Consider the following 25,063-nt stretch of genomic DNA (forward strand, 5'->3'; position numbering starts at 1 on the left):
AAACACAACAATTGGCCTTGATCCGTAAAAGGACCATGTTTTTTGTGTATCCTTTCTTTGCTAATCTAGAGGTCAACTTATTCTTAGTCTATTGTTGTGGATATAAAAAACAAAAAAGCCTTAACTACAGTTAGTTAAGGCTTTGTTTGCTCCTCTTCTTGGGCTCGAACCAAGGACCCTCTGATTAACAGTCAGATGCTCTAACCAACTGAGCTAAAGAGGAATATTTTTTGCAAATAAAGAATTGTTTTCTCGTTTTGCGAGTGCAAATATATACTATTTTTTATATCTCAAAAAGTTTTTTCTAATTTATTTTATAGTATTATGTAAATATTCTTTTTGTAATCCATTTTTGGTATGAAATTATCTAAACACGAAATAGAAATATGTTAATTTATAACAAGAAAGAAAATGTTGAAGTAGTCATGGTTATAGATTCATTTTGTATCCCAAACCTTGATTCTTTTTTTAATCATAAAAAAGCCTTCAAATACTTTTTTGAAGGCTAAGTCTATATATTTATATATGTTTTACAGAAATCGATTATTTAAAGATTGCTCTATAGATATCATTTCCGTTTGCAAATAGTAATAAAGCGATAAGAATTACAAACCCAACCAATTGGGCGTATTCCATAAATTTATCGTTAGGCTTTCTACCCGTAATGATTTCATATAATAAAAACATGACATGCCCTCCGTCGAGAGCAGGAATAGGAAGCACATTCATAAAAGCCAGAATAATAGAAATAAAAGCAGTCGTTCCCCAAAATGCTCTCCAGTTCCAGGCATCAGGAAATAGATTACCTATGGCTCCAAAACCTCCTAATTGACTAGCACCTTTTTTTGTAAAAATATATTTAAACTGTGCTATGTAGTCATGTAATGTCCAATATCCGTAATCAAAACCAGCAGAAATACTCTCTCCAATAGAATACTCCTTATGTTGTGATGTATAATTGGACTTAGGATATATTCCGATAATGCCCTCTTCATCAGGTGTAACTGTAATTACATTTTCTACGCCATTTCTAAGATATGTAATACGGTGACTAGTAGCAGAAGAATCTAATGCTTTTAGTTCCATAAAATCATTCCAATACTTAATTTCTTTACCATTAAGTTGAGTGATTTTATCTCCTTTAAGCAAACCAGACTTTTCTGCAGCTGTTCCTGCCATAACACTATCAAGTACTGTTGATGCTATTGCAGAGAAAGGTTGCATAACACCATCCTGAAACATGGTTTTGCCGATCTCTTCAGGGATCTTGATTGTTTCTTTTTGTCCATTTTGATGTATTACAGAAACCGATGAAACATCTCTCATAAAAAGATATTTGTTAATTTCTATCATATTATCAAAAGGTTTTCCGTTGACTTGTTCTATTCTATCTCCGTCCTGAAAACCATATTTTTGAAATGATTCATGTACTTTAAAACCATCAGGCATATCGTTAACTCCAACACTGTCAGTTCCCCAAGCAAAAATTATTGCCATGTAGATCAAGAAGCCAAGAATAATATTAACGGTAACACCACCTAGCATAATAATAAGTCGCTGCCATGCGGGTTTTGATCTAAACTCCCATGGTTGAGGTGGTCCAGCCATTTGCTCTTTATCCATACTTTCGTCAATCATCCCAGAGATTTTTACATAACCTCCTAGAGGTAACCAACCGATGCCATATACGGTTTCCCCGATTTTTTTCTTAAATAAAGAAAACTTAACATCAAAAAACAGATAGAATTTTTCGACTCTCGTTTTGAAAATTTTTGCTGGAATAAAATGTCCTAATTCATGAAGAATAATAAGAAAGGATAAACTCAATAATAATTGAATAGCTTTTATAAAGAATGGACTCATGGTCTTATTTTCAAATTTTTAATCACGCAAAAGTAAACTTTCTTGAGGGTTTACAAAAGAAATAACGGTATGCGATCAATGTTTTAATTTTTTTTTGGCATAATTGTTTTTTTTATACTACTCTAAAGCTCGTAGTTTTGCAGTAATCAAAGTAAATATGTTACAATTTTTTGCAAAGTATAAATTTTTTGCTGTAGTACTTTTTGTGGTATCAGCTGTAATTATTTCTATTATTTATTCTATTCTAAAACCAAATCGGGTGCTGCCTATATATGAGCCCGATATGGTGAACACCGAACTTGTTGATAGTACGGTACAATATGTACGCAAGTACCATAAGATAGCAGATTTTAGACTGATTAATCAAAATGGAGAGGAAGTAACTCAGAAAAATTATGAGGATAAGATTTATGTAGCTGACTTTTTCTTTACAACTTGTCAGACTATCTGTCCCATTATGACAGATCATATGAAACAAATACAAGATAGGCTACAAGATGGCGATGTATTATTACTTTCGCATTCGGTAACACCTCAAATAGATGATGTTGCCAGACTAAAAGAATATGCCATCAAAAAAGGAGTTGATGATCATAAATGGAATTTGGTTACAGGTGATAAAAAACAAATCTATGATTTGGCAAGAAAGTCTTATCTGGCGGCCAAATCAGATGGAGATGGAGGTCCTTATGATATGGTGCATACCGAAAATTTTATCCTTGTAGATAAGAAGAAACGAATTCGTGGTTTTTATAACGGTACGCTTCCAGAAGATATAGATCGGTTGATTGAAGACATCAAAATATTACAAAAGAAGAAAAAGTAAAAAGCGTATCAAGGTTTTTAATGTATAATCTCGATATGAGATTGTTATTTCCTCAATACGCTTTTTTTGATAATTATAAAACATTGTACTAATCAAGAGGGCAATCTCCCGGGTTTTGCTCGCACATGGCGTTGATCCATGGTTCAAAACCTTCATAAAAAGTTTCATTGAAAAACTCAATAAGTTCATCAAAATCATGTTCTTCAAAAAGCTCATCGTATTCTAGAGGTTCGGCCGGATGGATGGCATAGTTAAGGAACTCGATTTTAGAACCGCTTTCTAAATCAATCACTAATTTCTTAGACCCATATTCTACAGTTTCTGTCGTAGTAAGAGGAAAAGGAAACATCCAGTTTTCGTTTGCCTCTTCGCAAGGTCCGATGGCTCCTGTAAGTCGTATCCCAATACCATCTTCGAGATAATATTCATTACCAAATAATTCTACTACCGAAGAGTCTTCATGAACATAGTTAAAAGGAATCTGATCAACCACATTGTTTTGAATATCAAACCAAACAAATTGCGATGCCTGTACTACACGAAGACCACAAAAATTATTCGGAAAAATAAGCGCTCCTTCATACTGAGGAAGTGCCGGTAAAAATTGAACAGGCAGTGTGATTCTAGGTTGATCCTCTATGATCGTATTAAAATCAATAATGATATCATCTCCATCTGATAATTCGATATAATTAGGTACCTGCGGAAAATTTTCTGGATCTGGGGTTCCACCTCCACCATTGTCATCATCATCATTGTCATCGTCGTCATCGATGATGATATCTTCTCGATCCATCATGAAATCGAATTGATCATATCCCATGGCGTTTTTTACGCGAAGTCTAAATGAAGTTTCTACTGAGGTATTCCAAGCATAGGTATATACTTTGGTAGAATTTGCAGGTACTTCGAACCCTTCAGAGACTTTTCCTAATGGATTTTTCATAGATTTCCATTGTCCGTTTGAGTAATATTCAAAATATAACTCAGGCCCAACATAAGCGCTGCACGGAGGGCTCTGACAGTAGCTCCCAGACGTGGTATTAGAAATATAGTGGTCATTAATACTGCTTTGAACTGCTTTACTACAAATTTTACCTCTCCATTTCTTAATTTTTGGCATTACAGCGTGCAACCTATATCGTGTTCCCTTATTACAAGCAGAAGGAGACAAGCTGGCGCAATCATCTATGAATCCTGAATAATTATTTGGTGTTTTGTCAAGTGCTACGAATTCTGGATTTCCTAAAAAACCACCAGCAATACTACTTGTAAAATTACTGTTCTTACAGGCCACTATTCTAGAAGAAATTCCTTCATTTCCCAAAGGAAAAGTTACTGCCATTTCTCGTGCCCAACCTTGCTCTAAGGGTTTGCTGGTTTTGAGATTCGTGTTGTTTTCCTCTACTTCCAAAAAAGATGGAATTGGGGTTCCTTGTTCAGAAAGTGCCCAAAAAATTTCTTTATCAGAGAGTTCTCTTTTGGCTAGTTCTGTAATATTGTTTAATACAGAAGACTCTGCACAATCGCTTTCTTCTAAAAGGAATGTGCCATTGAGTTGTCCATCATTAATTTGTCGAAAATGTAAGACGTTTCCGTTAGACAGTTCGATGGTGGCTTGATTGTTAAATAATGTCTGGTGTTCTTTACTACTAGTAGACTCAATCGTGATGTCTTCTGTTTTTTCGCACGAAATTAGCGAGAGTACCAGAAAAAAAATGATCGGGTACATGTTTGAATTAAACATAATAAAATGATTTATGAGATTTTACATACTCTATTTAAGGTTTTTCTGTTTCCACCTTGTTTTTGATTTTATGAGGTCAAAATTATGGTGAGGCCTATAAGTCGATATCCGATATTTTTGAATTTCAAAGATTTAATACGAAAAAAGGGGTGTTATCCCTTAAATAATACATGGTACGTCTGTATGATTTCCAGAAAGTAAAAGGGTTGCTAAAAGAATTATGGGCGTTTGTCAGATTTAGATCGCAATAAAAATCATTTTGAAGGTTTAGTTTTCTCAATAGAATTATTTATACTATTTTTGCGTTGTTTAAAATTAATCTAAATAAAGTTTGAAGACTACAATTGCGACACTTCGGCGAGGTCAGCGTGCTTTGATAAAAGAAATTACCTCAGAAATTATCCCGCTTAAATTATTAGAGATGGGATGTTTGCCGGGTAATGAAGTCGTGTTGATTCAAACAGCTCCTTTTCAGTGTCCGATGTACCTCAATATCAATGGTAGTCATCTTGCGATCCGCAAAGAAATTGCAGCTCAAATAGAAGTTCAAATTATTTAGTAGCATTTCTTTTTATGGCCAAGCAAATTAAAGTTTCACTTATCGGAAACCCTAATACGGGTAAAACCTCTGTTTTTAATTTGCTTACCGGGCTTAATCAACAGGTCGGTAATTATCCCGGAATCACTGTAGAAAAAAAGGAAGGAATCTGTAAGTTGTCAAGAGGGGTCAAAGCACATATTCTTGATTTACCCGGGACCTATAGTCTTAATGCATCTTCATTAGACGAAAATGTAGTTATTGAGTTGTTGCTTAATAAAAAAGATAAGGATTTTCCTGATGTAGCTGTAGTAGTTAGTGATGTAGAAAACCTCAAAAGAAACTTATTACTTTATACCCAAATCAAGGATTTAGAGATACCAACCATATTGGTTATTAATATGGCTGATCGTATGCAGCGCAAAGGAATTTCGCTAGATATTCCTGGGTTAGAAAAAGAATTGAACACAAAAATAGCGCTTATAAGTGCACGAAAAGGAGAGGGCATTGATGCACTCAAAAAACTTATAGAATCTTATACGTTATTGTCAAAAAAAACTTGTTTGGATGCTTTATCTTTTGCTCCGGATTATTTTGATAGACTACAAAAGGCTTTTCCTAATCAATCTCTATATAAACTTTGGTTGGTAATCACTCAAGATGTTAATTTTAGGAAGTTTGATAAGCAACAAGTAGATATAGCTCCAGATTTTAAGATCAAGTCTGAAAGTGAGCTTAAAAGATTACAGCAAAAAGAGACGATCAAGCGATACCAATTTATAAATAATGTGTTAAAAAAATGCCTGGTTGTAGATGAAAAAGTGGCGACTGGAATGAGAGCTCGCTTCGACAGGGTATTAACACATAAATTTTGGGGATATTTTATTTTCTTTGCGATACTCCTATTAATTTTTCAGGCGATTTATGATTGGTCATCTTATCCAATGGACTTAATTGATGAAGGTTTTGCTTGGCTTAGTGAGGCTGCAAAAAATGCGCTACCCCAAGGACCATTGGTAGATCTCATTACAGAGGGTATTATACCAGGTTTGGGAGGAATTGTGATTTTTATTCCCCAGATTGCATTTTTGTTTTTCTTCATCTCTATTTTAGAGGAAAGTGGATATATGAGTCGTGTTGTATTTCTAATGGATAGAATTATGAGGCGTTTTGGTTTAAGTGGTAAGAGTGTCGTGCCACTTGTTTCTGGAACAGCATGCGCTATCCCAGCAGTTATGGCAACGAGAAATATAGAGAATTGGAAAGAAAGATTAATTACCATTCTTGTCGTACCGTTTACAACATGTTCTGCAAGACTACCTGTTTATCTAATTATTATTGCTTTAGTAATTCCTGATGAAAAGTTTGGTTGGGTATTTGGTTACCAAAGTATGACATTAATGCTTTTATATTTTTTAGGTTTTGCCTCAGCTGTTGGGTCTGCTTGGTTGCTTAATAAGCTACTTAAAATGGAGAGTAAATCTTACTTTATAGTAGAAATGCCCGGATATAAAGTACCTCTATTCAAGAATGTAATTATTAATGTGATTGAAAAAACAAAGGCATTCATCTTTGGTGCAGGAAAGATAATTCTAGCTATTTCAATAATTCTATGGGTATTAGCAAGTTTTGGACCTAATGAAAAATTTAGCAACGCAAAAGAAATAGTAACAAAAGAATATACCGATTTATCTCAAGATGATTTAGACCAGAAAATAGCATCTCACCAATTAGAATATTCCTTTATAGGATATGCGGGCAAAGGAATTGAACCAATCGTAGCACCATTAGGGTATGATTGGAAAGTCGGAATTGGAATCTTATGCTCTTTTGCCGCAAGAGAAGTATTTGTAGGAACTCTAGCAACCATCTATAGTGTAGAAAGTGATGAGGAAGAAACTATAAAAAATAGAATGGCCGCAGAAATCAATCCTCAGACTGGAGGTCCATTGTTTAATTTGGCGAGCGGATTATCATTATTATTGTTTTATGCATTTGCTATGCAATGCATGAGTACGCTTGCCATCGTAAAAAGAGAGACCAATAGTTGGAAATGGCCTACTATTCAATTGGTATTCATGAGTATTCTGGCTTATAGTATTGCCTTAGTTGTCTATCAGGTTTTAAAATGATATATAAAATAAGTATATTTATTCAATGAGCATTTTAATTCAAAACATACTAGTTTTATTGATTTTTGCGGGAGCAGCAGTGTTTTTGTTTAAAAAATTCTTTGGGAAACGCAAAATAACTGCGACTTCTAAAAAAACGGTACAGTCTATGAAGTCATCTGGTTCATGCAGTAATTCTGGTTGTGGATGTCATTAATCGTAATTTTGATAGCCTACTATCTAGATTATAAACATCAAAAAAAACAATTTGTTTCTGACCTAAAAGGAGGGTTTCTATTCTTAATTATTTTAAGTATTATTTTTTTAACTATTGTTTATATTCTTAATTTCAATAGTCTTTATGCTATTTTAGGGGTTGGAATTTTTATTCCATTCAGTTTACTTCTTAGACACTTCGGTAAAAAATAACAACTATTTTTTAATCCAGTTTAATGGCTTGTGGCTAATTAAGTATACTCCTATAAAAATCAGTACGCAACAAAGAAGTTTAATCAATGTTATATCCCCTTTGTATTGACTATTTAGGACATAGTATGATAGTATTGCAACAAGTATCATTGCGACTGCAGGCTGAACATATACATAGCTGCTGGTAACTGTTGGTTTTAAATATTGTAGAGCAAACATATTAAGCAAATATGCCAGAAAAGTAGGGCCTACAACAACATAGAGTAATGAAAACCAATTAGAAGTGGTAAATGCATCAAAATTGGTAGTTAGTAACTTTCCTAGACAAAAAGGAAATGCGCATATAAATCCAAAGAAGAATGTCCAGACTATTACGGTTATGGGTTTGTATTTTAGCATTAGAGGTTTAACAATGACTAGGTAAAAAGAAAATGCTAAAGAGTTAATGAATATAAATAAGTTTCCTAGTATTGATCCTGTTCCCAACTCGGCATTACCGAAGTAGATAAGTAATGTTGCTCCTAAACCACCGATACATATGCCAATAATTCGTTGAAGCGTTAACGGTTCTTTGAGTATAAAAAAACTAATAATGATAGTAAAAATAGGCATTCCCGTTACAATGATAGATGCATCTACAGGAGAGGTAAGGCTAAGGCCATTCATCGAAAAGATTTGATTTATTGCTACTCCCAGCAAGCCGCATACAGCCAATCTTGGCATGTCTTTTCTTTCTATTTTTTCATTGACGAACATTTTAAGAAAAAGAAATAACAAACAAGCTCCAGTAATTCTTACAAGTACCAATGCAGATGCTTCTATTTTGTTCGGCATTAAGCCTTTGGCAATAAGGTAATTTGCACCATAAATAATATTGACACTTAATAAAGCTAGGTGAGATTTAGAGGTACTTGAAATCATCAAACAAAGAACGATAAAATTAGTGAGATAAAATTTTACTATCAGGGGTTCTTTGTCAATGTGATCCGGCCAATAAATCAAAGCTATCTCAGTACTAGTTTTTAAGCCTGTTTAAGTATTTAACTATTATTGAAATTGTAGAATTAGAGTCAGCGTCAAGCTATGTGTGTTTTAAAAAATGTATACAAAAATGTTTAATCGATTATTTCTTCAATTTCTTCTGCAATTTCTGTAATTAAAGCCCCTTCTGTGCCTTCAAGAATATAAATAAGGGCTTTTACGACATGCGTTACTCCTATCAGAAGTATGCCGTGATGTACTTCTAAAAATGATTCGAATTCTGGGATAACTGTTTCGCAGATTTCTATGATTCCTACAAGAATTAAAAGAATCCCAACAATTAATGAAAAAGTATGACTCTTAAATATTCGAAAAATTAAGCTAGGGTTTTTTTTTGTCATTACAGTAAAGAGATTGTGCGGGGTGTATATAAAATTGTTCTTTTAAATATAGTATAATATAATCATATTGAAGAATTTTCATTCCAGTTTTGTCTTCACTTTTTTGATGTTCTTTTGATCTGTAATCTGTTGTTTAAACAAATTTGGCAGAGAATAAGTATGATTAATTTTTGATTAGATAGTTCCTTGTTTTTAAGTTGTCGTACGTCTTGACGTTAAATACAGAATTGAATCTAATTATAGAGTTAACGAATAGAGTAGGTACTGGTACTGTGATGGTTTAACAGGTGTTAAATAAATATAAAAAGTAAGACTAAAATATGCAATGTATCACTATAATGTTGAATTTTACTACGATTCTAGAAAGTGTTTTATGGCTGAAAAAAAAGTAATTTTGATAGGTTCAGGAGTTGCTGCTCTTGCAACAGCTATACGTCTTCAAAATCAAAATTTTAATGTTCATGTATATGAGTCTAGTAGTGATGCTGGTGGAAAAATAAGTGAGTTTTATCAGAAAGGATATCGCTTTGATCGGGGACCTTCTCTGTTTACAATGCCACAGTTCATCACAGAGTTATTCAAAATATCAGGGAAAGAAGTTTCTGATTATTTTGAGTATGAAAGAAAAGGGGTAGTTTGTAATTACTTTTATGAAGATGGTACAGAATTTACCGCGTATGGTGACCAGAAAAAGTTTGCGATAGAAGCATCCAAAGTTTTTGATGTTAAACCAACCACTATTTTGGATTATTTTGCAAGTAGTAAGAAGAAGTATGATCTTACATCTTCTCTTTTTTTAGAACAATCTTTGCATAAACTGTCTACATTCCTATCAGGGGATACATTAAAGGCATTGGCGAATATGCATGCTCTAGATATTCATGATACATTACATAAAGTTAATAGTCGAATGTATCAAGATCCAAAACTTATTCAGTTTTTTGATCGGTTTGCTACCTATAATGGGTCTTCTCCTTACAATACTCCAGGAATTATGTCAATGATTCCTCATTTAGAACAATACTTCGGGACATTTTTTCCCAAAGGCGGGATGTATAGTATTGCCAAGAGTTTGTATCATTTGGCCAAAGATTTGGGAGTCAATTTTAATTTTAATACTACTGTTGATGAAATTGTTGTAAAAGAAAAAATAGTAGCGGGTATTAAGACAAGTACAGAATTTGTCGAGGCGGATATTGTAATTTCTAATATGGATATCGTACCAACTTATCGTAAATTAATGCCTAACCAAAAATCCCCAGAAAAAATACTGAAACAACCTCGATCTAGCTCTGCATTGATTTTTTATTGGGGGATCAAAAAGAGATTTCCACAATTAGACTTACACAATATTTTTTTTGCAAAAGATTATCAAAAAGAGTTTGATTTTATATTCAAGAAAAAAAATGTTTCTGATGATCCCACAGTCTATATCAATATAAGCTCAAAAAACAAGTTTGATGATGCTCCTGATGGATGTGAAAACTGGTTTGTAATGATTAATGTTCCTGCCAATCAAGGACAAGATTGGGAACTAATCATTGAAAAATCACGAAAAAAAATACTTGGTAAATTATCTCGTATTCTGAAAACTAATATCGAAAGTTTGATAGAAACCGAGGATATACTCGATCCTATTAGAATTGAAAATACCACACAATCATATCAAGGGTCATTATACGGAGCATCCAGTAATAATAAGTATGCTGCTTTTTTAAGACATCCTAATTTTTCTAGAAATATTCAGAATTTATATTTCTGCGGGGGTAGTGTTCATCCCGGAGGCGGAATTCCGTTGTGTCTTTTATCTGGGAAAATAGTTTCAGAACTAATTAAGAAAAGCAATCCCTTATGAATTCAATTAAATCAAAAGTAAGACTTATAATCTCAGTAACGATCATCTGGTTGTTTAATATCTCTGGTATTGTAGGGATATTGATGGGCTACGAAGATTGGTTTTTACCCCTTACTCCTCTGAATCTTTTGATATACTTGGTGTTGATAATCTGGAATAGCCAGGATATGATACGTTTGCTGTTTTTTTTAATGATTCCTTTTTGTATTGGTATGATTACAGAACTTTTGGGGGTGCAATATAATTTGATTTTTGGAAGTTATGACTACGGGGAAAATCTCGGTTATAAAGTTTGGGGAGTTCCTTGGATTATTGGAGTCAACTGGGCGCTATTAGTGTATTGTACTGCTGCAATATCCCAAAAATTTTGTGACAACATATGGATTTCTTCATGTATAGCTGCTCTTTTAATGGTAGGATTAGATTTTATAATCGAAATATCAGCACCAAGACTTGATTTTTGGGAGTTTGAAGGCGGAAACGCACCTTTACAAAACTATATAGGATGGTTAGGAACTGGGTATATTGCCCAAATATTTTTCCAAAAAAAAATAAAAGCTTTTTGTTTGACAATTTCTCTACATATTTTTATCGCTATATTAGTCTTTTTTACCGTATTTCTATTTATTTAGATGCAAAGATATGATTACATAATTTTGGGTTCAGGAGCGTCAGGTTTGATGCTTGCGTATCATTTGGCCCAAGACTCCTTTTTTGATCAAAAAAAAATTCTATTACTTGATAAAGAAGTAAAGAACAATAATGATCGAACTTGGTGCTTTTGGGAAAAAGGCGAAGGGATTTGGGACGAAGTTGTGCTTAAAAAGTGGGGTTCTATTTTTTTTGGAAGTACAGTGTTTTCGAAAAAAATGACAATAAGCCCGTATCAATATAAAATGATTAGGAGCAAAGATTTTTATGATTTTGTTCTTGATGTATTACATAAAAAAACCAATATTGAAAGTAAACAGGAATCTGTAATTTCTTTTACAGAGAAAGAAAGTGGTGTAGAAGTACAAACGGACTTTCAATTGTATAAAGCTCAAAAGGTTTTTAATAGTGCTTTGCGTCCCCCAGAATTAGAAAGCCAGAACACCTATCCTATCCTTAATCAACATTTTGTTGGGTGGTTTGTAAAGACACCAAAACCGTGTTTTGATTCTTCGGTAGTAACATTTATGGATTTTACAGTAGCCCAAAAAGGGAATACACGTTTTATGTATGTGTTGCCAATTTCTGATACAGAAGCCTTGATAGAATACACCTTGTTTTCTGAACATCTGTTAGAAGAAGAGGAATATGAAAGTGAAATCCAGAAATATTTAGAAGAAAAACAAATCATTGGGTATGAGATTACTGAAAAAGAAAAAGGTTGTATCCCAATGACATGTTATGATTTTGGTAAGTACAATTCCAAAAACATACTTCATATTGGTACTGCGGGCGGGTGGACAAAACCAAGTACAGGGTATACGTTTGCTATGTCATCAAAAAATGCAAAAAAATTATATACGTATCTCAAGAATGGCAAAGATCTTTCGGGGTTCAAGAAAAGAACTAGATTTTGGTACTATGATTTACTTTTTATAGATCTGTTATATAAAGAAAATCGCATTGGATCTTTATTGTTTTCGAAATTATTTCAGAAAAATAAACCCCAGCAGATACTTAAATTTCTGGATGAAGAAACTACGTTTTTAGAAGAAGTAAAGATTACAACGAGTCTTCCTTCTCCAAAATTTTTGAAGACTCTTTGGCATAGACTGTATAGGAGTTAAGTAATTCCCCTTTCCTTTTTAATTTGGTCATAAGCATTTTGGACCTCTCTAAACTTTTCTTCGGCACCTTTGATATGAATCTCATCCATATGTTGGATTTTGTCTGGGTGATATTTTTTTGCCATGGTTCTAAATGCTTTTTTTATTTCGGCTTCTGTAGCTGTCTTTTCAATTTCAAGGATTTTATAAGCATGATCTCCATTTTTGAAAAACATAGCTTTAATACTTTCAAAATCCTTAAAGTTGATTCTTAAAAACTCGGCAATTTTCCTTATTTCATCTGCTTCAGATTGACTTACTAATCCATCAGCATTTGCAATACCAAATAAAAAATGCAAAATCTGTAATCGCGAAGGGTATCTAGTATGTCTGTTTATATATGCACATATGTGTTGAGCTGATACTTGTCGATTTTTTATGATCTCATTAAATGTCCTAAAAGTAGCATTTGCTCTTTCTTTACCATAAGCACGAACAAAATACTGTCGCACGTAGTCGAGTTCGGTTTGATTTACTTTTCCGTCGGCTTTAATTACAATAGAGGAGAGTGATAGTAGATTCAGTTCAAAATCTGCAGGCGTTACCTGTTGTTCTTGAGAAAATACATTTTTAAAACCTCTGCTAGAGTTACTCATTTTAGAGTCGAGTATACTTCCGAGAATAAAACCTATAATTGCCCCAGGAACTCTGAAAAAAACAGATCCTAATATGGCAAGAAACCATTTAATCATTCTTTATAACTATTTTGGGTGGTAAAGATACGCTAATAATTAAACCCGTTTTATGCATTAAAATCTATTGTATAATTAATTCCTTTCTTCAGAAATTACTTAGATAAGGTTATATAGGTTAACAGCAGGTTTTTTTGCTAACAGTACTATACTTCTCCTAAGTTTTGATTTTTTGGAATTAATGCGCTTTACTTTTGTTAGTACTCCTGATTTTAGATTTGTTACTATAAATAAGAAGAAAAATCTAATTTTAACTGGATTTTAAGGTGATATTAATATTCTTAAGACTAGTTGTCAGGTAGTAGATTATGGTACATAATTTGTATCTTTGTATGAAATTGTAATAAGAAAAATAAAAGTAATATGTATCCAGCAGATTTAGTAAAGCCAATGAGAGAAGATCTTACTGCAATTGGTTTTGAAGAATTACATTCAGGAGCAGCTGTAGAAAGTGCGATGACAAAAGAAGGGACTACGCTTGTAGTGGTTAATTCGGTATGTGGTTGTGCTGCGGCAAATGCACGTCCGGGAGCAAAAGCTTCTTTGGATAATGATAAAAAACCAGATAATTTGGTTACCGTTTTTGCAGGGGTTGATAAAGAGGCTACAGATAAAGCCAGAGGTTATATGATTCCATTTCCTCCCTCTTCACCTTCGATGGCCTTATTTAGAAACGGAGAATTGGTTCATATGTTAGAGCGTCATCATATAGAAGGAAGACCAGCAGAAATGATTGCTGAAAACCTTAAAGATGCTTATAACGAATATTGTTAAGAAAACAACTGTTCTCGATAATACGTAAGAGTTTAAACCGTTTGTTATTACAGGCGGTTTTTGTTTTGACTTATTAGATGAGTAATGGGTTTTACAATCAAAGAAAATAAGCTTATTAGATGTTTTTTACATAGACATCTTATTAATCAAATAAGAGAATGGAGACATTAAAAAGTCTACTTAGTTATCCGCTTTCTATAGTTTTTTATTTGCTTTTTGGATTAACATTATGCATTTTTCATCCGCTACAATGGTTGGGAAAGGTATTGGGAGGATCCAGAGGACATCGTCGAGTTGTCGATATAATGAATCTATGTATACTGAGGTGCTTGCACGTTTTGGGGGTGACATTTAGTTTCAAAAACAATTATAACCTTCCGAAGAATCAACCTTTGATTATTGTTTCTAATCATCAGAGTATGTTTGATATCCCGCTTATATCTTGGTTTTTGCGAAGGTGTAAACCAAAGTTTATTTCAAAAATTGAATTAGGAAAAGGAATACCGAGTATTTCTTTTAATCTTAGGCATGGGGGACATGTTTTGATTGATAGAAAAAATCCAAGACAATCCATTCCTGCATTATCAAAATTCGGAAAATTTATTGTTCAAAATAATTTTTCTGGAGTTATTTTTCCTGAGGGAACTAGAAGTAAAAATGGCGTGCCAAAGGAGTTTGCACCAACAGGGTTAAAAATTTTATTTAAAAATGCAGAGAATGCTTTAATAGTTCCGGTGGCAATTAATAATGGTTGGAAATTAGTAAGATTTGGTAATTTTCCTATGGGGATAGGAATACATTTGAGTCTAGAAGTCCTAGAACCAATCTTAATTGACAAAGAACCAGATATTTTAATAGAAAAAATACAAGAAAGGATTACTTTAGCGGTAAGAACGTAACACACACGATAATGGCCTTAGATAATATACGATTAGAGGTAATGCAATTACTAGAAAAAAAGATTGAATCTTATATTGATAAATTTTTGATTCCGATTGATAAAGTATGGCAGCCCACAGATTTTTTGCCTGATTCTCAAAATGAAGATACTTTTTTTGATGAGGTAAAAGAGCTAAGAGAATTAGCAAAAGAACTTCCTTATGATTTTTGGGTGGTCCTTGTTGGAGATACGGTCACAGAAGAAGCATTGCCAACATATGAATCTTGGTTGATGGATGTAGAAGGGGTGAATCAGCATGCTGATGGAAACGGTAATGGATGGTCTAAGTGGGTACGCTATTGGACAAGTGAAGAGAATCGTCATGGGGATACATTAAATAAATATTTATATCTATCTGGACGTGTAAATATGATCGAGGTAGAAAGAACGACTCAGCATTTGATTAATGATGGTTTTGATATCGGTACCGATAGAGATCCGTATAAGAATTTTGTATATACAAGTTTTCAGGAATTAGCTACAAATATTTCTCATAGTCGCGTCGCTAAAATGGCACGAGAATATTCGAATAAATCGTTAGCAAAAATGTGTAAAATTATTGCTGGAGATGAGATGCGTCATTTTAATGCTTACAGTGAGTTTGTAAAAGATATTTTTGAAGTAGATCCTAGTCAGATGATGCTTGCTTTTAGTCATATGATGAAGCACAAAATTGTAATGCCTGCTCATTTTTTGAGAGAATCAGGAGATACGATAGGTAGTGCATTCGAAGAATTTTCTAACGCGGCACAGCGCTTAGGAGTCTATACATCTCAAGATTATATAAATATTATGCAGCGTCTTATTGATAAATGGGAAATAGATAAGCTTGTAGATTTAACCGAAGAGGCAGAAAAGGCTAGAGATTTTGTTATGAAGCTACCGGCAAGAATGCAGCGAATAAGTGAGCGTTTGGTAATTCCTGAAGAGATTTTCGAATTTAAGTGGGTACAACCAGCGTTGATTAAGTAAGACGTTTTATTGTGACCCAGAAAGAAATTATAGCTAAGACTATTGATTTTGTAAAAGAAACGCTTAGCGAAGCAGAAGGAGGGCATGATTGGTTTCATATTCTTAGAGTGTATAACACATCAAAATTAATTGCTAGTACCGAGGAGGTAGATTTGTTTATTGTCTCATTAGGGGCATTGCTTCACGATATTGCGGATTCAAAATTTCATAATGGAGATGAAACAATAGGACCCAAAGTTGCGCAAAAATTTCTAGAAGAAGTCTCTGTAGAAAAATCTTCGATTAAACATGTAATTAATATTATTGAGAATATCTCTTTTAAAGGAGGGAATGAGACGCAAAAATTTAAATCCAAGGAGCTAGATGTTGTGCAGGATGCAGATAGACTCGATGCAATAGGAGCAGTTGGGATTGCGAGATGTTTTAATTACGGAGGTTTCAAAAATAGACCATTGTATGATCCTAATATTCAGCCAAATCTTAGGATGACAAAAGAAGAATATAAATCTTCTACAGCACCTACAATTAATCATTTCTATGAAAAGTTATTGTTGCTAAAAGACCGAATGAATACTAAAACGGGAAAAAAAATAGCATTAGAACGTCATCGCTATATGGAAACATTCTTAAAACAATTTTATAAGGAATGGGAAGGGAAATTATAAGATACTAATCGTACATTTTCTTATTTATTTCTGTTAGAAAAGTTTTAATTGATCATCTTTAAAATCCTGATGGATATCGCAATTTAGTGTCGTTTTTTGTATTTCAGGGAGATATTTTTTCTTTGCGATACGAAATAGTTGTTGAATTTGATCGGCAATGTTTCCTGAGCCTTTCATCCTTCTCCCATAAACAGTGTCGTTTACTTTTCCGCCATGGCAATCTCTAATTTGACTAAGAATTTTGTCCTTCTGGTTGGGTAAGGCGTGCTCTAGCCAAGTTGTAAATATTTGACCAATAGCCCCGTTTAGACGAACAACTGTATAGCCTATATTTTTTGCGCCACGTTTAGAAACTTCATTTACTAGCGGTAAAATCTCATGACTGTTAATCGAAGGTATTATGGGAGCCATCATTACATTGGTAGGAATACCCGCTGAGGTCAGTTTTTCTATTGTTTCAAGACGTTTTTTGATACTGGCAGTTCTCGGTTCGAGAACTCTTCGTGTTTCTTCTTGTAATGTGGTAATAGATAAAAATACAGATATTAGATTGTTTTTAGATAATTCACTAAGAATATCAATATCCCTTTGTATCAATGCATTTTTGGTGATGATACCTACGGGGTGTCTATATTTTAAGAAAACTTCTAAAAGCTGTCTTGTGATTTTTAGTTTTTTTTCAATAGGTTGATAACAATCTGTATTACCAGATAGAGAAATAGGGCAGGCTTTCCATGATTTGCTTTTCAACTTTTTTTCAAGAAGGTACGGAGCATTTTTTTTGACTAAAATTTTGCGTTCAAAATCTAACCCAGCACCATATCCCCAATATTCATGGGAGTTTCTGGCGTAACAATATACGCATCCGTGCTCACAACCTTGGTAAGGATTAAGGGAATATAACATTCCTACATCTGGACTGGTAACCTTGTTTATGATAGTTTTTGGAAATGTTTCTATAAAAGTAGTTGCTGTGTTATCTACTATTTCTCCACTAGAAAGACAATAATTTAGAAAATCATTTCTTGTTTCGTGATGGTTTTCTAGAAATCTACTAGTTATTTTTTCCTGAGCTCCTCTACCTTTAATATGTTGATTTGCCTTCATGTTTTTTACTCTTTTTTATGGTTTAAAAGTAAAACTTTTGTTGGAATAATTCCTATAAAAAATGGAATTATTCCAACAAAAGAGAGTAATTTTGTAATAGTCAGAATATGTAAGTTAAATTGATATTAAACCAAGGCATGTATGAAACATCTATTATGGTTTTTGGGGACTAGAAAAGACGGTACTATGCTAAATTCATGAAGGCCTTCTTTATATAGTGATCAAAATCTTTATGAAGAAGTTTTAATACAAATCAGGTTAAAAAATATAAAGAAGTCAGTGATGCAAAATAAGAATTATGAATATGATGTTGCGCTTTCTTTTGCAGGAGAGAATAGAGCATATGTAGAGGAAGTGGCGAATAGCCTAAGACTTAGAGGTGTTAAGGTGTTTTATGATCTTTTTGAGGAAACCAATTTATGGGGTAAAAACCTGTACGAATACTTGTCAGAAATTTATCAGAATAGAGCTAGATATACCGTATTATTTATCTCTGGTTTTTATAACCAGAAGGTATGGACAAATCATGAGAGAATGTCAATGCAGGCAAGAGCATTTCAGGAGAGTAGTGAGTATATTTTACCTGCAAGATTTGATGATACAGAAATACCTGGGATATTGCGAACGGTGGGATACATTGATCTTAATAAGAGAACTCCGTCAGAGTTTGCAGGTTTAATAGAAAAAAAGTTAAAAAAAGAACAGAACTTCTTAAAAGGAAGATTGTCCAAAATATCTACTCTGGTAAATCCCAAGCCTTTTATTTTTACAATCAAGGTATTAAATGAGAAAGAAGAAGTTGTACATAATGCCAAGGTTGTACTGATGGCCAATAATTCTACGTATTTAGAGGGTTTTTCTGATGAAAATGGATTGGCGCATTTTGTAATTCGGACCCGCAAATTATATACAATTTTGATTGCACACCCAGAATACCCTGCGATACTATTTAAGAATATAAACCCAAAGGATGATATTCAGGTTACCATAGAAAAAAAGGGAGAATCCGGTTCTATTATAATTAATGGGACCGGTGAAATCCCCGGAATTTCTGGAAAGATTGAACCTGTATCAAGATCAGGAGATGCCCTGTGGCTATCCGCAGATAATGTTGCTATCGAAGGAGGTGTACCACAACCTTATAATTTTGAGTTAAATAAATCTATTAGCTTAGAGGATAATGCAGGGAATATTATAAATTTAGTTTTTATATTCTTTCAAGGAAGAATTGCACTAATAGATTATAGTCGGCCCTAGTATTTTATTACTTACTAATTATTAAAACTGTAGTGATATGAGATTCATATACTTTTTCTTAAGTTTTGTTTTATTTTTTTCATGTAACAAGTATCAGGAAACAAAAAGGAATCTAGAGGATTCATCACCCGAAGCAGAAATTAAAAAGCCTGAAGATGCTTTTGGAATTGTAATACACGGTGGTGCTGGTACTATTTTAAAGAAAAATAGCACTCCAGAGCTAGAAGCCGCATATACAGCTAAACTTGAAGAAGCGATTCGAGTGGGGCATGAGATTCTGAAACATGGAGGATCAAGCCTAGAGGCGGTAGAAAAAACAATAAATGTTCTTGAAAATTCTCCATTATTTAATGCTGGTAAAGGGGCTGTTTTTACAAGTGAGGGGGTAAACGAATTAGATGCTTCTATAATGGATGGTGCCACATTAAATGCAGGAGCAGTTGCAGGTGTAACAACCATCAAAAATCCTATTTGTCTGGCTCGTGAGGTAATGGTTGCATCTCCGCATGTGCTATTATCAGGAAAAGGAGCAGAATTTTTTGCAAAAGAGAAAAATATCGAGATTGTTGATCCATCCTATTTCTATACCGAAAAGAGAATGAAATCCTTAGAAAAGGTAAAAGAGAGCGTAAAAACCGCACAAATGGATACCCTTGCGGCTTTCTATGATCCATTTATAAGAGAAGCAAAGTATGGTACAGTAGGTTGTGTGGCACTTGATAAGTCTGGGAACTTGGCAGCAGGAACTTCTACAGGAGGGATGACGAATAAAAAGTGGAACCGCGTTGGTGATTCTCCCATTATTGGTGCAGGAACCTATGCAAATAATGCAACCTGCGCTATATCAAGTACTGGTTGGGGTGAATATTTTATTAGAGCGGTGGTGGCTCATGATATTTCTGCAAGGGTAGAATATAAGGGAGAATCCCTTAAAGAAGCAGCTTATGAAGTAATCCAGAATAAATTAAAAAATCTTGGAGGTACTGGTGGCATAATAGGAATAGATAATCAGGGCAATATGGTGATGGAATTTAACACAGCAGGCATGTACCGAGCAGCGATGAACGCTCAAGAAGAACTTACAATTGGCATATATAAAGAGTAATTATGCCAACTGTATTTTTTATCTAAAAATCTTCAATAGTAAGCACTGGATACAACAAATACATTGCTAGATAGTAATTTTATGAGAGAGTTTTCTTAAAATGCTAGTATTGTTTTTACTTTCACCATACCCATACCCATATCCCTTACTAAAACTTACCGCATTGAGTAGTATTGAAAATGCCGCAAATCTTTTCTCCTGTACCAGACTTCTTGGGATGTCTAACATTCTTTTATCTGTATACTTTTGCCTAATTACATAAATACATAAATCTGAATATGAACTTAATAATAAAGTGTCGGCAACTACTGTTATTGGTGGCGTATCGATGATAATGAAGTCATATTCTTTTTTTAGGGTTTCAAATAATATTTCTACTCTAGGATGCTTAAGAAGCTCTGCAGGATTAGGAGGTTTTGGTCCAGAGGTAAAAACATCTAGGTTTTTGAAACCATCCATATTTGAGGCAATTTCACCAATAGTTACGTGCTCATCAGTAATAAAATCAGTAATCCCTTTTTGTCCCCTTATAGCCATTCTTTTTTTGAGCTGAGCAGAACGTAAATCCATCTCTAGGAGTGCTACTTTTTTTCCTGATCTTCCTAAGGTAACACCCAGATTACTTGCTACAAATGATTTGCCTTCTCCTTTTATACTCGAGGTTATAAGAATGGTTTTACCCTTTTTTCTAGAGTATGCCAAAAGAAAATCAAGATTGGTTTCTATAAGTCTAAAAGCTTCTGCCAGTATAGATCTGTCTGCTTTATGGGTAACAAGCTCTTTGTCTTCTGATGCCGGTATAGATCCTATTAGAGGCAGTTTTAGATACTTTTTTAGTTCTTTTGCATTTCTAATTTTTGTATCCATTAGATCAATAAAGAATACAAACACCACAGGAATTATAAGTCCACCCAAAAAGCAAGTTAGAAGCACCATGTTTTTCTTTGGTTTTACAGGACTTCTGGTGGCATATGCTTTTTCTATTACCTTGACTTGGGATACTGTTGTGGCAAGAGAAATAGCAGTTTCTTCTCTTTTTTCGAGCAGGTACAAGAAAAGCGTTTCTTTTATTTGTTGTTGGCGTTGTATATCTCTTAATTTTCTTTCTTTTTGGGGTAAAGACGCAATGTTTGAGTCAACCAGATCATCTCTTTGCCGAAGATTTTTATTTTTTAGTTGAAGTGATTTTCTAAGATTCTCCAAGCTTTTTTGAAGACTCAAACGCATGTCTGCCAGTTTTTCATTGAGAAGAAGGAGTAATGGGTTTTCTTGACCAGAACTTTTGCGTAATCGATTTCTTTCAAGAGCAAGCATATTATAATTATCTATTGCTTGTCCTGCAGATAAATCTGCAAACCCTAGATTAACCGGCAAAAGCTCATTTTCAGTATTTTTAAGATGCTCTAGCAGAAAATTAGATAATTCAAGCTGTGTAGTTATTTCTACTATTTTTCGATCATTGTTTGCAGCGTCCGATAACATGAGCGATGCCTCAGAGCTTATATCGGTTAAATTATTAGAAGATTTATAGGATTCTACATTTTTTTCTAAGCTATCAAGTTCTGCATTGATAATATTAAGACGGTCTTTTATAAACTTGGCTGTATTGGTAGAGATTTGGTTTTTATCATTAATAACATCTCTGTTGTACTCTTGTATAAGCTGATTAAGAATTTTTGCTGCTTTTTCTTGGGCAATGGTTGTCATACTAAGAGTAACAACACTTGTGTTAGGGTTGGTTAATCCTACCTTTATAGCAGACTTATATCTTTCGGTTACGTCTAATAACGATGTAGAATTTATATAGATGTCTTTTTCAATATATTTTGATAGAACGGCATGATTAGGAGTAATCAGGATATCACCAAACGGAGATGAAATACATTGATCAAATGAAAATTTTTTCAGTATTTTTTCTTCTCCATTTTTGAGTAGTAGTGTTCTGTCAGGAAGAACATTTATTACAAATTTAAATGAATTATCATAGTATGAACTGTCTAAAAAATGTACTCTAATTGGGATTTCATTCGTAAGTTCTACAAGCCGTTTAGAGTATTTTGTCTTGCTGAAGTACTGAACATTAAGGTGCAATTTTTTAATTACATTTTCTATAAGTGGACGAGAATGCAGTATTTCTACTTCATTTTCGATTTCTCTATTTGCATTTTTAAAAATTGAAAGATCTTCAAAAGCAGAAAGCTCTGACATAGACCCATCTTTTTCTGCTTTTATAAGAATAGTAGAGGTAACACGATAGAGTTTTGGAGTATATCGCATATAAAAAAAACCAATAGTAAAAGAAGCGCAAAAAGCAACTACAAAAAGTTTCCAGTAGGCGAGATACCTGTCTAATAGTTCTTTTACAAATAGATTTTCTTGATCATCATCAATTTCGTAATTCATTTAAGGAATTATTTCGGTTTCAGAGGCATGTAAGAATTGTTTAATTCCTAGCACAATATAAACAAGAGGGGTAAATTATATTGTAATTGCCGTAGGGTGTATGAAAAAATAATACTTAAAAATAGAAATAATTTCTCGTTTTCTAGTGTATTTTGTAGATGAAATCCTATTAATATTTTTAGAAACTTCTTTTCCCTCTAAAAACAATATTTTTGGCAATCTTTAATAGATACGAAAGATCAGTTTGAAGCGGTCTTTTTTCGTATTTTTTGAGATATCTCATTTCTGACTCCATTATTTCATCTAAGGTTTCAGGCATGTCTGCATAAAACGGAGGAATCAGTCCGGGCTTAAATTGACTTCTTTTTTCTTGTACTTCCTCAGTATACAAGCTAAAATAGTGACTGCTTAGAGGACGCACACCTATAAGTTTCATTTCTCCTTTAATGAAGTTAATAAACATAGGGAGTTCATCGATCCAATATTTTCTAAGCAACTTACCAAGATTAGAAATCCTAAAATCATTATTCAATTTTCCGCCTTTCTTAAGATTGTTTTTTTCGAAAACATAATGTTGTAAATATTCAGAAAATGGATACATAGTACGAAGCTTATATACCATGATAAGTTTTTTGTTTTTCCCCATTCTTTTTAAGCCTATTAGAGGACCGTATGTAGGATTCATATCATACGATGGGTCCTTGACTTTTCTAGCTACAAAAAATAATTTATTGTCAATTGTTTTTTCTTCAATAACCTCAAAACCACAAGAATATAAACGGCCAAGTGTTTCTGCTTTTGTTAGCACTCTACCATATCCTTTGGTAATAGAAAAATATAAACCTTTTGTCAGTCTTAATTTAGGAAAAACCCTATGGCATATAAAATCAATCACATGGATAATATGATTAATAGGTTTAGGGTAGTTAGATAGAATTCTTTCTTTACGACTTTCGTAGGTTTCTGCGATATTAATAAATAAACCGCCTACAGGTAACTTTACGTTAACTACTTCGAAGAATTTATTAATACGCCTGTAATCGTTTACTGTTTTTAGGTTAACAATAACCTGGTAGAAATTTTTGCGATTATGCAGGATTTCTTCTTTTTCTCTTGTATCAGATAATAATACATCGAATAATTTATAACCCTGAAGATGATTGGTTATAAAATCACAAACATTATTACCTAATCTGCGAGTAATTATTTTTCTAATAGAGACTGTGCTTTTCGCCTTTATAGGTTGCACTCTTACATTTAATTTTTTACCGATCATTTATAGTAGGATAAAATGGTTAGTAGTTGAATATTGAGAAGATGTAAGGGGTATATATTTCTCAAAATAGGTCTTTAGGTTTAAGAACATTTATGTTTTTTTTAACTATCTTAAATATAGTGCATTACATTATTATTTATCGATGGTTTTACCGCAAAATAGTTAGGTTAAATGGTTCTTTTGTCGGTTTTTACAAGCATAAAAACCTAAAAAATACAATGAATCACGACTTTTTAGATATTTAACAAAAAAAAACTTACATTTTTTTGCATAAGAAATAAAAGTATCGATAAAGAAATATAAAATCAGGATTATTGGTTTTTTTGGGACGTGGATTCGATATTTCTGTTGTGAGTGTTTTTTCTTTCATTGTTAAGGTGGGCCAATGTAGCACAGTTTTGAATTTTTTGAATTAAATTCTTAGTATGTTCCACTCTTCCTATTTTGTTTAAATGATACACACTATCATAGAAATATGGCGTTGGATATACAAAATCATCAATATCCATAATCATTTCTATTTTTAGGTGTTGTTTTAGTATTTTATGATTCTCTTGGAGTACTTTTTTATTTTTTTGATACTCCGATTGCTCGTAGGCCCCGTAAGTAAAAACAACTCTAATCCCTCTGTCTAAAGCAAATTTGTAGAAACGATTAAATAATTCGATTTGTTTATAGCTTCTTTCTTTTAGTATTGACCTGCTACCTAGTGTTTTTGAAGGCAACTCTAAATGGTTTATACCATCCCCAAATCTGTTAAAAGCATCACGACGATACACTTGATCTGGTTCCTTTTTTTCTATAAAATTAGAAATCGTTTTCTTAAAAAGCATTTGGTGGTTACCCGATATCTTCTTGAACTTTTCTAACCAACCAGTTTTTTTTTGAGAGGAATAGCTATAAGCACTAGGATTATAATATGAGGTTATTTTTTGTAATTCGGGGTCTCCCTCTGTTGGCATCAAATGTTCTATAGATAATATTACGATATCATTTGGTTTTGCGATATCCTGTACTTCATTAAGAATGAAGGACAGTCCTAATTGCGCATGTAATCCAAAATTAACTACAGGGGTGTGTAGTTCCTTTTGGATCTGTTCGCTATCAATCCCAAAAACAAGGTTGGACCCACCGGCTAATATTATTTTTGTTCCTTTAATATTTTGAGCTCTTTTATGTTTATCCTGCATTGCTAACAAATACTCCTGAGAATTTTCGAAATCTTCTTTTAAGAATACAATGGATAATGAAAGCATTATCACAATTACAAAAAACAGTATGGACTTACCTAAAAATTTTTTCAT

Annotated in this window: 22 protein-coding genes and 1 tRNA gene; 13 read left to right on the forward strand and 10 right to left on the reverse strand. The window is 33.2% G+C overall.

Annotated elements, in window-relative coordinates; all coding sequences use genetic code 11:
* Positions 1-149: 149 nt before the first annotated feature.
* Positions 150-223 (reverse strand) — tRNA-Asn (locus DZ60_RS0118705).
* Between the two features lie 320 nt (positions 224-543).
* The gene (rseP, locus tag DZ60_RS0118715) at positions 544-1,863 is read right to left on the reverse strand and encodes an RIP metalloprotease RseP (RefSeq protein ID WP_025743548.1); all 1,320 of its coding nucleotides are present in this window, start codon (positions 1,861-1,863) and stop codon (positions 544-546) included.
* Positions 1,864-2,020: 157 nt separating this feature from the next.
* On the opposite strand from rseP, the gene DZ60_RS0118720 reads away from it, so the two are divergent.
* Complete coding sequence (locus DZ60_RS0118720) at positions 2,021-2,689, forward strand: SCO family protein (RefSeq protein WP_025743549.1); 669 nt, start codon at positions 2,021-2,023, stop codon at positions 2,687-2,689.
* An 88-nt stretch (positions 2,690-2,777) separates the two neighbouring features.
* Here the strand turns inward: DZ60_RS0118720 and DZ60_RS0118725 are convergent, their stop codons facing one another.
* Entirely contained in the window at positions 2,778-4,436 is a 1,659-nt protein-coding gene (locus DZ60_RS0118725; RefSeq protein ID WP_025743550.1) for a hypothetical protein, read from the reverse strand.
* A gap of 331 nt (positions 4,437-4,767) precedes the next feature.
* Here DZ60_RS0118725 and DZ60_RS0118730 point away from each other — a divergent pair, with 331 nt between their 5' ends.
* Genes DZ60_RS0118730 through DZ60_RS24980 form a run of 3 tightly spaced genes read left to right on the forward strand, consistent with a single transcriptional unit; the run spans position 4,768 to position 7,302 of the window.
* Positions 4,768-4,995 carry a FeoA family protein gene (locus tag DZ60_RS0118730; RefSeq protein WP_025743551.1) on the forward strand — a complete coding sequence of 76 codons (228 nt, stop codon included), beginning with the start codon at positions 4,768-4,770 and terminating at the stop codon, positions 4,993-4,995.
* 14 nt (positions 4,996-5,009) lie between these two features.
* On the forward strand, positions 5,010-7,106 hold the full coding sequence (gene feoB / locus DZ60_RS0118735; protein WP_025743552.1) for a ferrous iron transport protein B: 2,097 nt from the start codon (positions 5,010-5,012) through the stop codon (positions 7,104-7,106).
* Positions 7,107-7,131: 25 nt separating this feature from the next.
* On the forward strand, positions 7,132-7,302 hold the full coding sequence (locus tag DZ60_RS24980; RefSeq protein ID WP_152537472.1) for a FeoB-associated Cys-rich membrane protein: 171 nt from the start codon (positions 7,132-7,134) through the stop codon (positions 7,300-7,302).
* Positions 7,303-7,517: 215 nt separating this feature from the next.
* Here DZ60_RS24980 and DZ60_RS0118745 read toward each other — a convergent pair whose 3' ends face one another.
* On the reverse strand, positions 7,518-8,435 hold the full coding sequence (locus DZ60_RS0118745; RefSeq protein ID WP_034230159.1) for a DMT family transporter: 918 nt from the start codon (positions 8,433-8,435) through the stop codon (positions 7,518-7,520).
* A gap of 194 nt (positions 8,436-8,629) precedes the next feature.
* Complete coding sequence (locus DZ60_RS0118750; protein WP_025743555.1) at positions 8,630-8,896, reverse strand: hypothetical protein; 267 nt, start codon at positions 8,894-8,896, stop codon at positions 8,630-8,632.
* 373 nt (positions 8,897-9,269) lie between these two features.
* On the opposite strand from DZ60_RS0118750, the gene crtD reads away from it, so the two are divergent.
* The 3 genes from crtD to DZ60_RS0118765 are packed head-to-tail and all read left to right on the forward strand — an operon-like array spanning position 9,270 to position 12,529.
* On the forward strand, positions 9,270-10,751 hold the full coding sequence (crtD, locus tag DZ60_RS0118755; RefSeq protein WP_025743556.1) for a 1-hydroxycarotenoid 3,4-desaturase CrtD: 1,482 nt from the start codon (positions 9,270-9,272) through the stop codon (positions 10,749-10,751).
* Positions 10,748-11,383, forward strand: a complete 636-nt coding sequence (locus tag DZ60_RS0118760) for a carotenoid biosynthesis protein (RefSeq protein WP_025743557.1) — start codon at positions 10,748-10,750, stop codon at positions 11,381-11,383. The genes crtD and DZ60_RS0118760 overlap by 4 nt, the downstream gene beginning before the upstream one ends.
* Complete coding sequence (locus tag DZ60_RS0118765) at positions 11,384-12,529, forward strand: lycopene cyclase family protein (protein WP_025743558.1); 1,146 nt, start codon at positions 11,384-11,386, stop codon at positions 12,527-12,529. It begins immediately after the preceding gene.
* Here DZ60_RS0118765 and DZ60_RS0118770 read toward each other — a convergent pair.
* Entirely contained in the window at positions 12,526-13,260 is a 735-nt protein-coding gene (locus DZ60_RS0118770; protein ID WP_025743559.1) for a tellurite resistance TerB family protein, read from the reverse strand. The two genes, DZ60_RS0118765 and DZ60_RS0118770, sit on opposite strands and share 4 nt — an antisense overlap.
* Before the next feature lie 363 nt (positions 13,261-13,623).
* On the opposite strand from DZ60_RS0118770, the gene DZ60_RS0118775 reads away from it, so the two are divergent.
* The 4 genes from DZ60_RS0118775 (at position 13,624) to DZ60_RS0118790 (ending at position 16,611) form a co-directional block, all read left to right on the forward strand.
* The gene (locus tag DZ60_RS0118775; RefSeq protein WP_025743560.1) at positions 13,624-14,034 is read left to right on the forward strand and encodes a BrxA/BrxB family bacilliredoxin; all 411 of its coding nucleotides are present in this window, start codon (positions 13,624-13,626) and stop codon (positions 14,032-14,034) included.
* Between the two features lie 158 nt (positions 14,035-14,192).
* Positions 14,193-14,933, forward strand: a complete 741-nt coding sequence (locus DZ60_RS0118780; RefSeq protein WP_025743561.1) for a lysophospholipid acyltransferase family protein — start codon at positions 14,193-14,195, stop codon at positions 14,931-14,933.
* 11 nt (positions 14,934-14,944) lie between these two features.
* The gene (locus DZ60_RS0118785) at positions 14,945-15,946 is read left to right on the forward strand and encodes an acyl-ACP desaturase (protein ID WP_025743562.1); all 1,002 of its coding nucleotides are present in this window, start codon (positions 14,945-14,947) and stop codon (positions 15,944-15,946) included.
* An 11-nt stretch (positions 15,947-15,957) separates the two neighbouring features.
* Positions 15,958-16,611, forward strand: a complete 654-nt coding sequence (locus tag DZ60_RS0118790) for an HD domain-containing protein (RefSeq protein ID WP_025743563.1) — start codon at positions 15,958-15,960, stop codon at positions 16,609-16,611.
* Positions 16,612-16,644: 33 nt separating this feature from the next.
* Here the strand turns inward: DZ60_RS0118790 and DZ60_RS0118795 are convergent, their stop codons facing one another.
* Complete coding sequence (locus tag DZ60_RS0118795) at positions 16,645-17,718, reverse strand: PA0069 family radical SAM protein (RefSeq protein ID WP_025743564.1); 1,074 nt, start codon at positions 17,716-17,718, stop codon at positions 16,645-16,647.
* A 282-nt stretch (positions 17,719-18,000) separates the two neighbouring features.
* On the opposite strand from DZ60_RS0118795, the gene DZ60_RS0118800 reads away from it, so the two are divergent.
* Complete coding sequence (locus tag DZ60_RS0118800) at positions 18,001-18,975, forward strand: TIR domain-containing protein (RefSeq protein WP_025743565.1); 975 nt, start codon at positions 18,001-18,003, stop codon at positions 18,973-18,975.
* Between the two features lie 37 nt (positions 18,976-19,012).
* Entirely contained in the window at positions 19,013-20,080 is a 1,068-nt protein-coding gene (locus tag DZ60_RS0118805; protein WP_025743566.1) for an isoaspartyl peptidase/L-asparaginase family protein, read from the forward strand.
* A gap of 66 nt (positions 20,081-20,146) precedes the next feature.
* On the opposite strand, the gene DZ60_RS0118810 is transcribed toward DZ60_RS0118805, so the two are convergent.
* From DZ60_RS0118810 to DZ60_RS0118820, 3 genes are all read right to left on the reverse strand, one after another.
* Positions 20,147-22,483: a GumC family protein gene (locus DZ60_RS0118810; protein ID WP_025743567.1), complete on the reverse strand. Its 2,337-nt coding sequence runs from the start codon at positions 22,481-22,483 to the stop codon at positions 20,147-20,149.
* A 178-nt stretch (positions 22,484-22,661) separates the two neighbouring features.
* Positions 22,662-23,759: a sugar transferase gene (locus tag DZ60_RS0118815; protein WP_025743568.1), complete on the reverse strand. Its 1,098-nt coding sequence runs from the start codon at positions 23,757-23,759 to the stop codon at positions 22,662-22,664.
* Between the two features lie 311 nt (positions 23,760-24,070).
* A complete protein-coding gene (locus DZ60_RS0118820; RefSeq protein ID WP_034230161.1) occupies positions 24,071-25,063 on the reverse strand; it encodes a hypothetical protein in 993 nt (330 codons plus the stop codon).

Source organism: Aquimarina pacifica (assembly GCF_000520955.1).
In the GTDB taxonomy this organism is placed as follows: Bacteria; Bacteroidota; Bacteroidia; order Flavobacteriales; family Flavobacteriaceae; genus Aquimarina; species Aquimarina pacifica.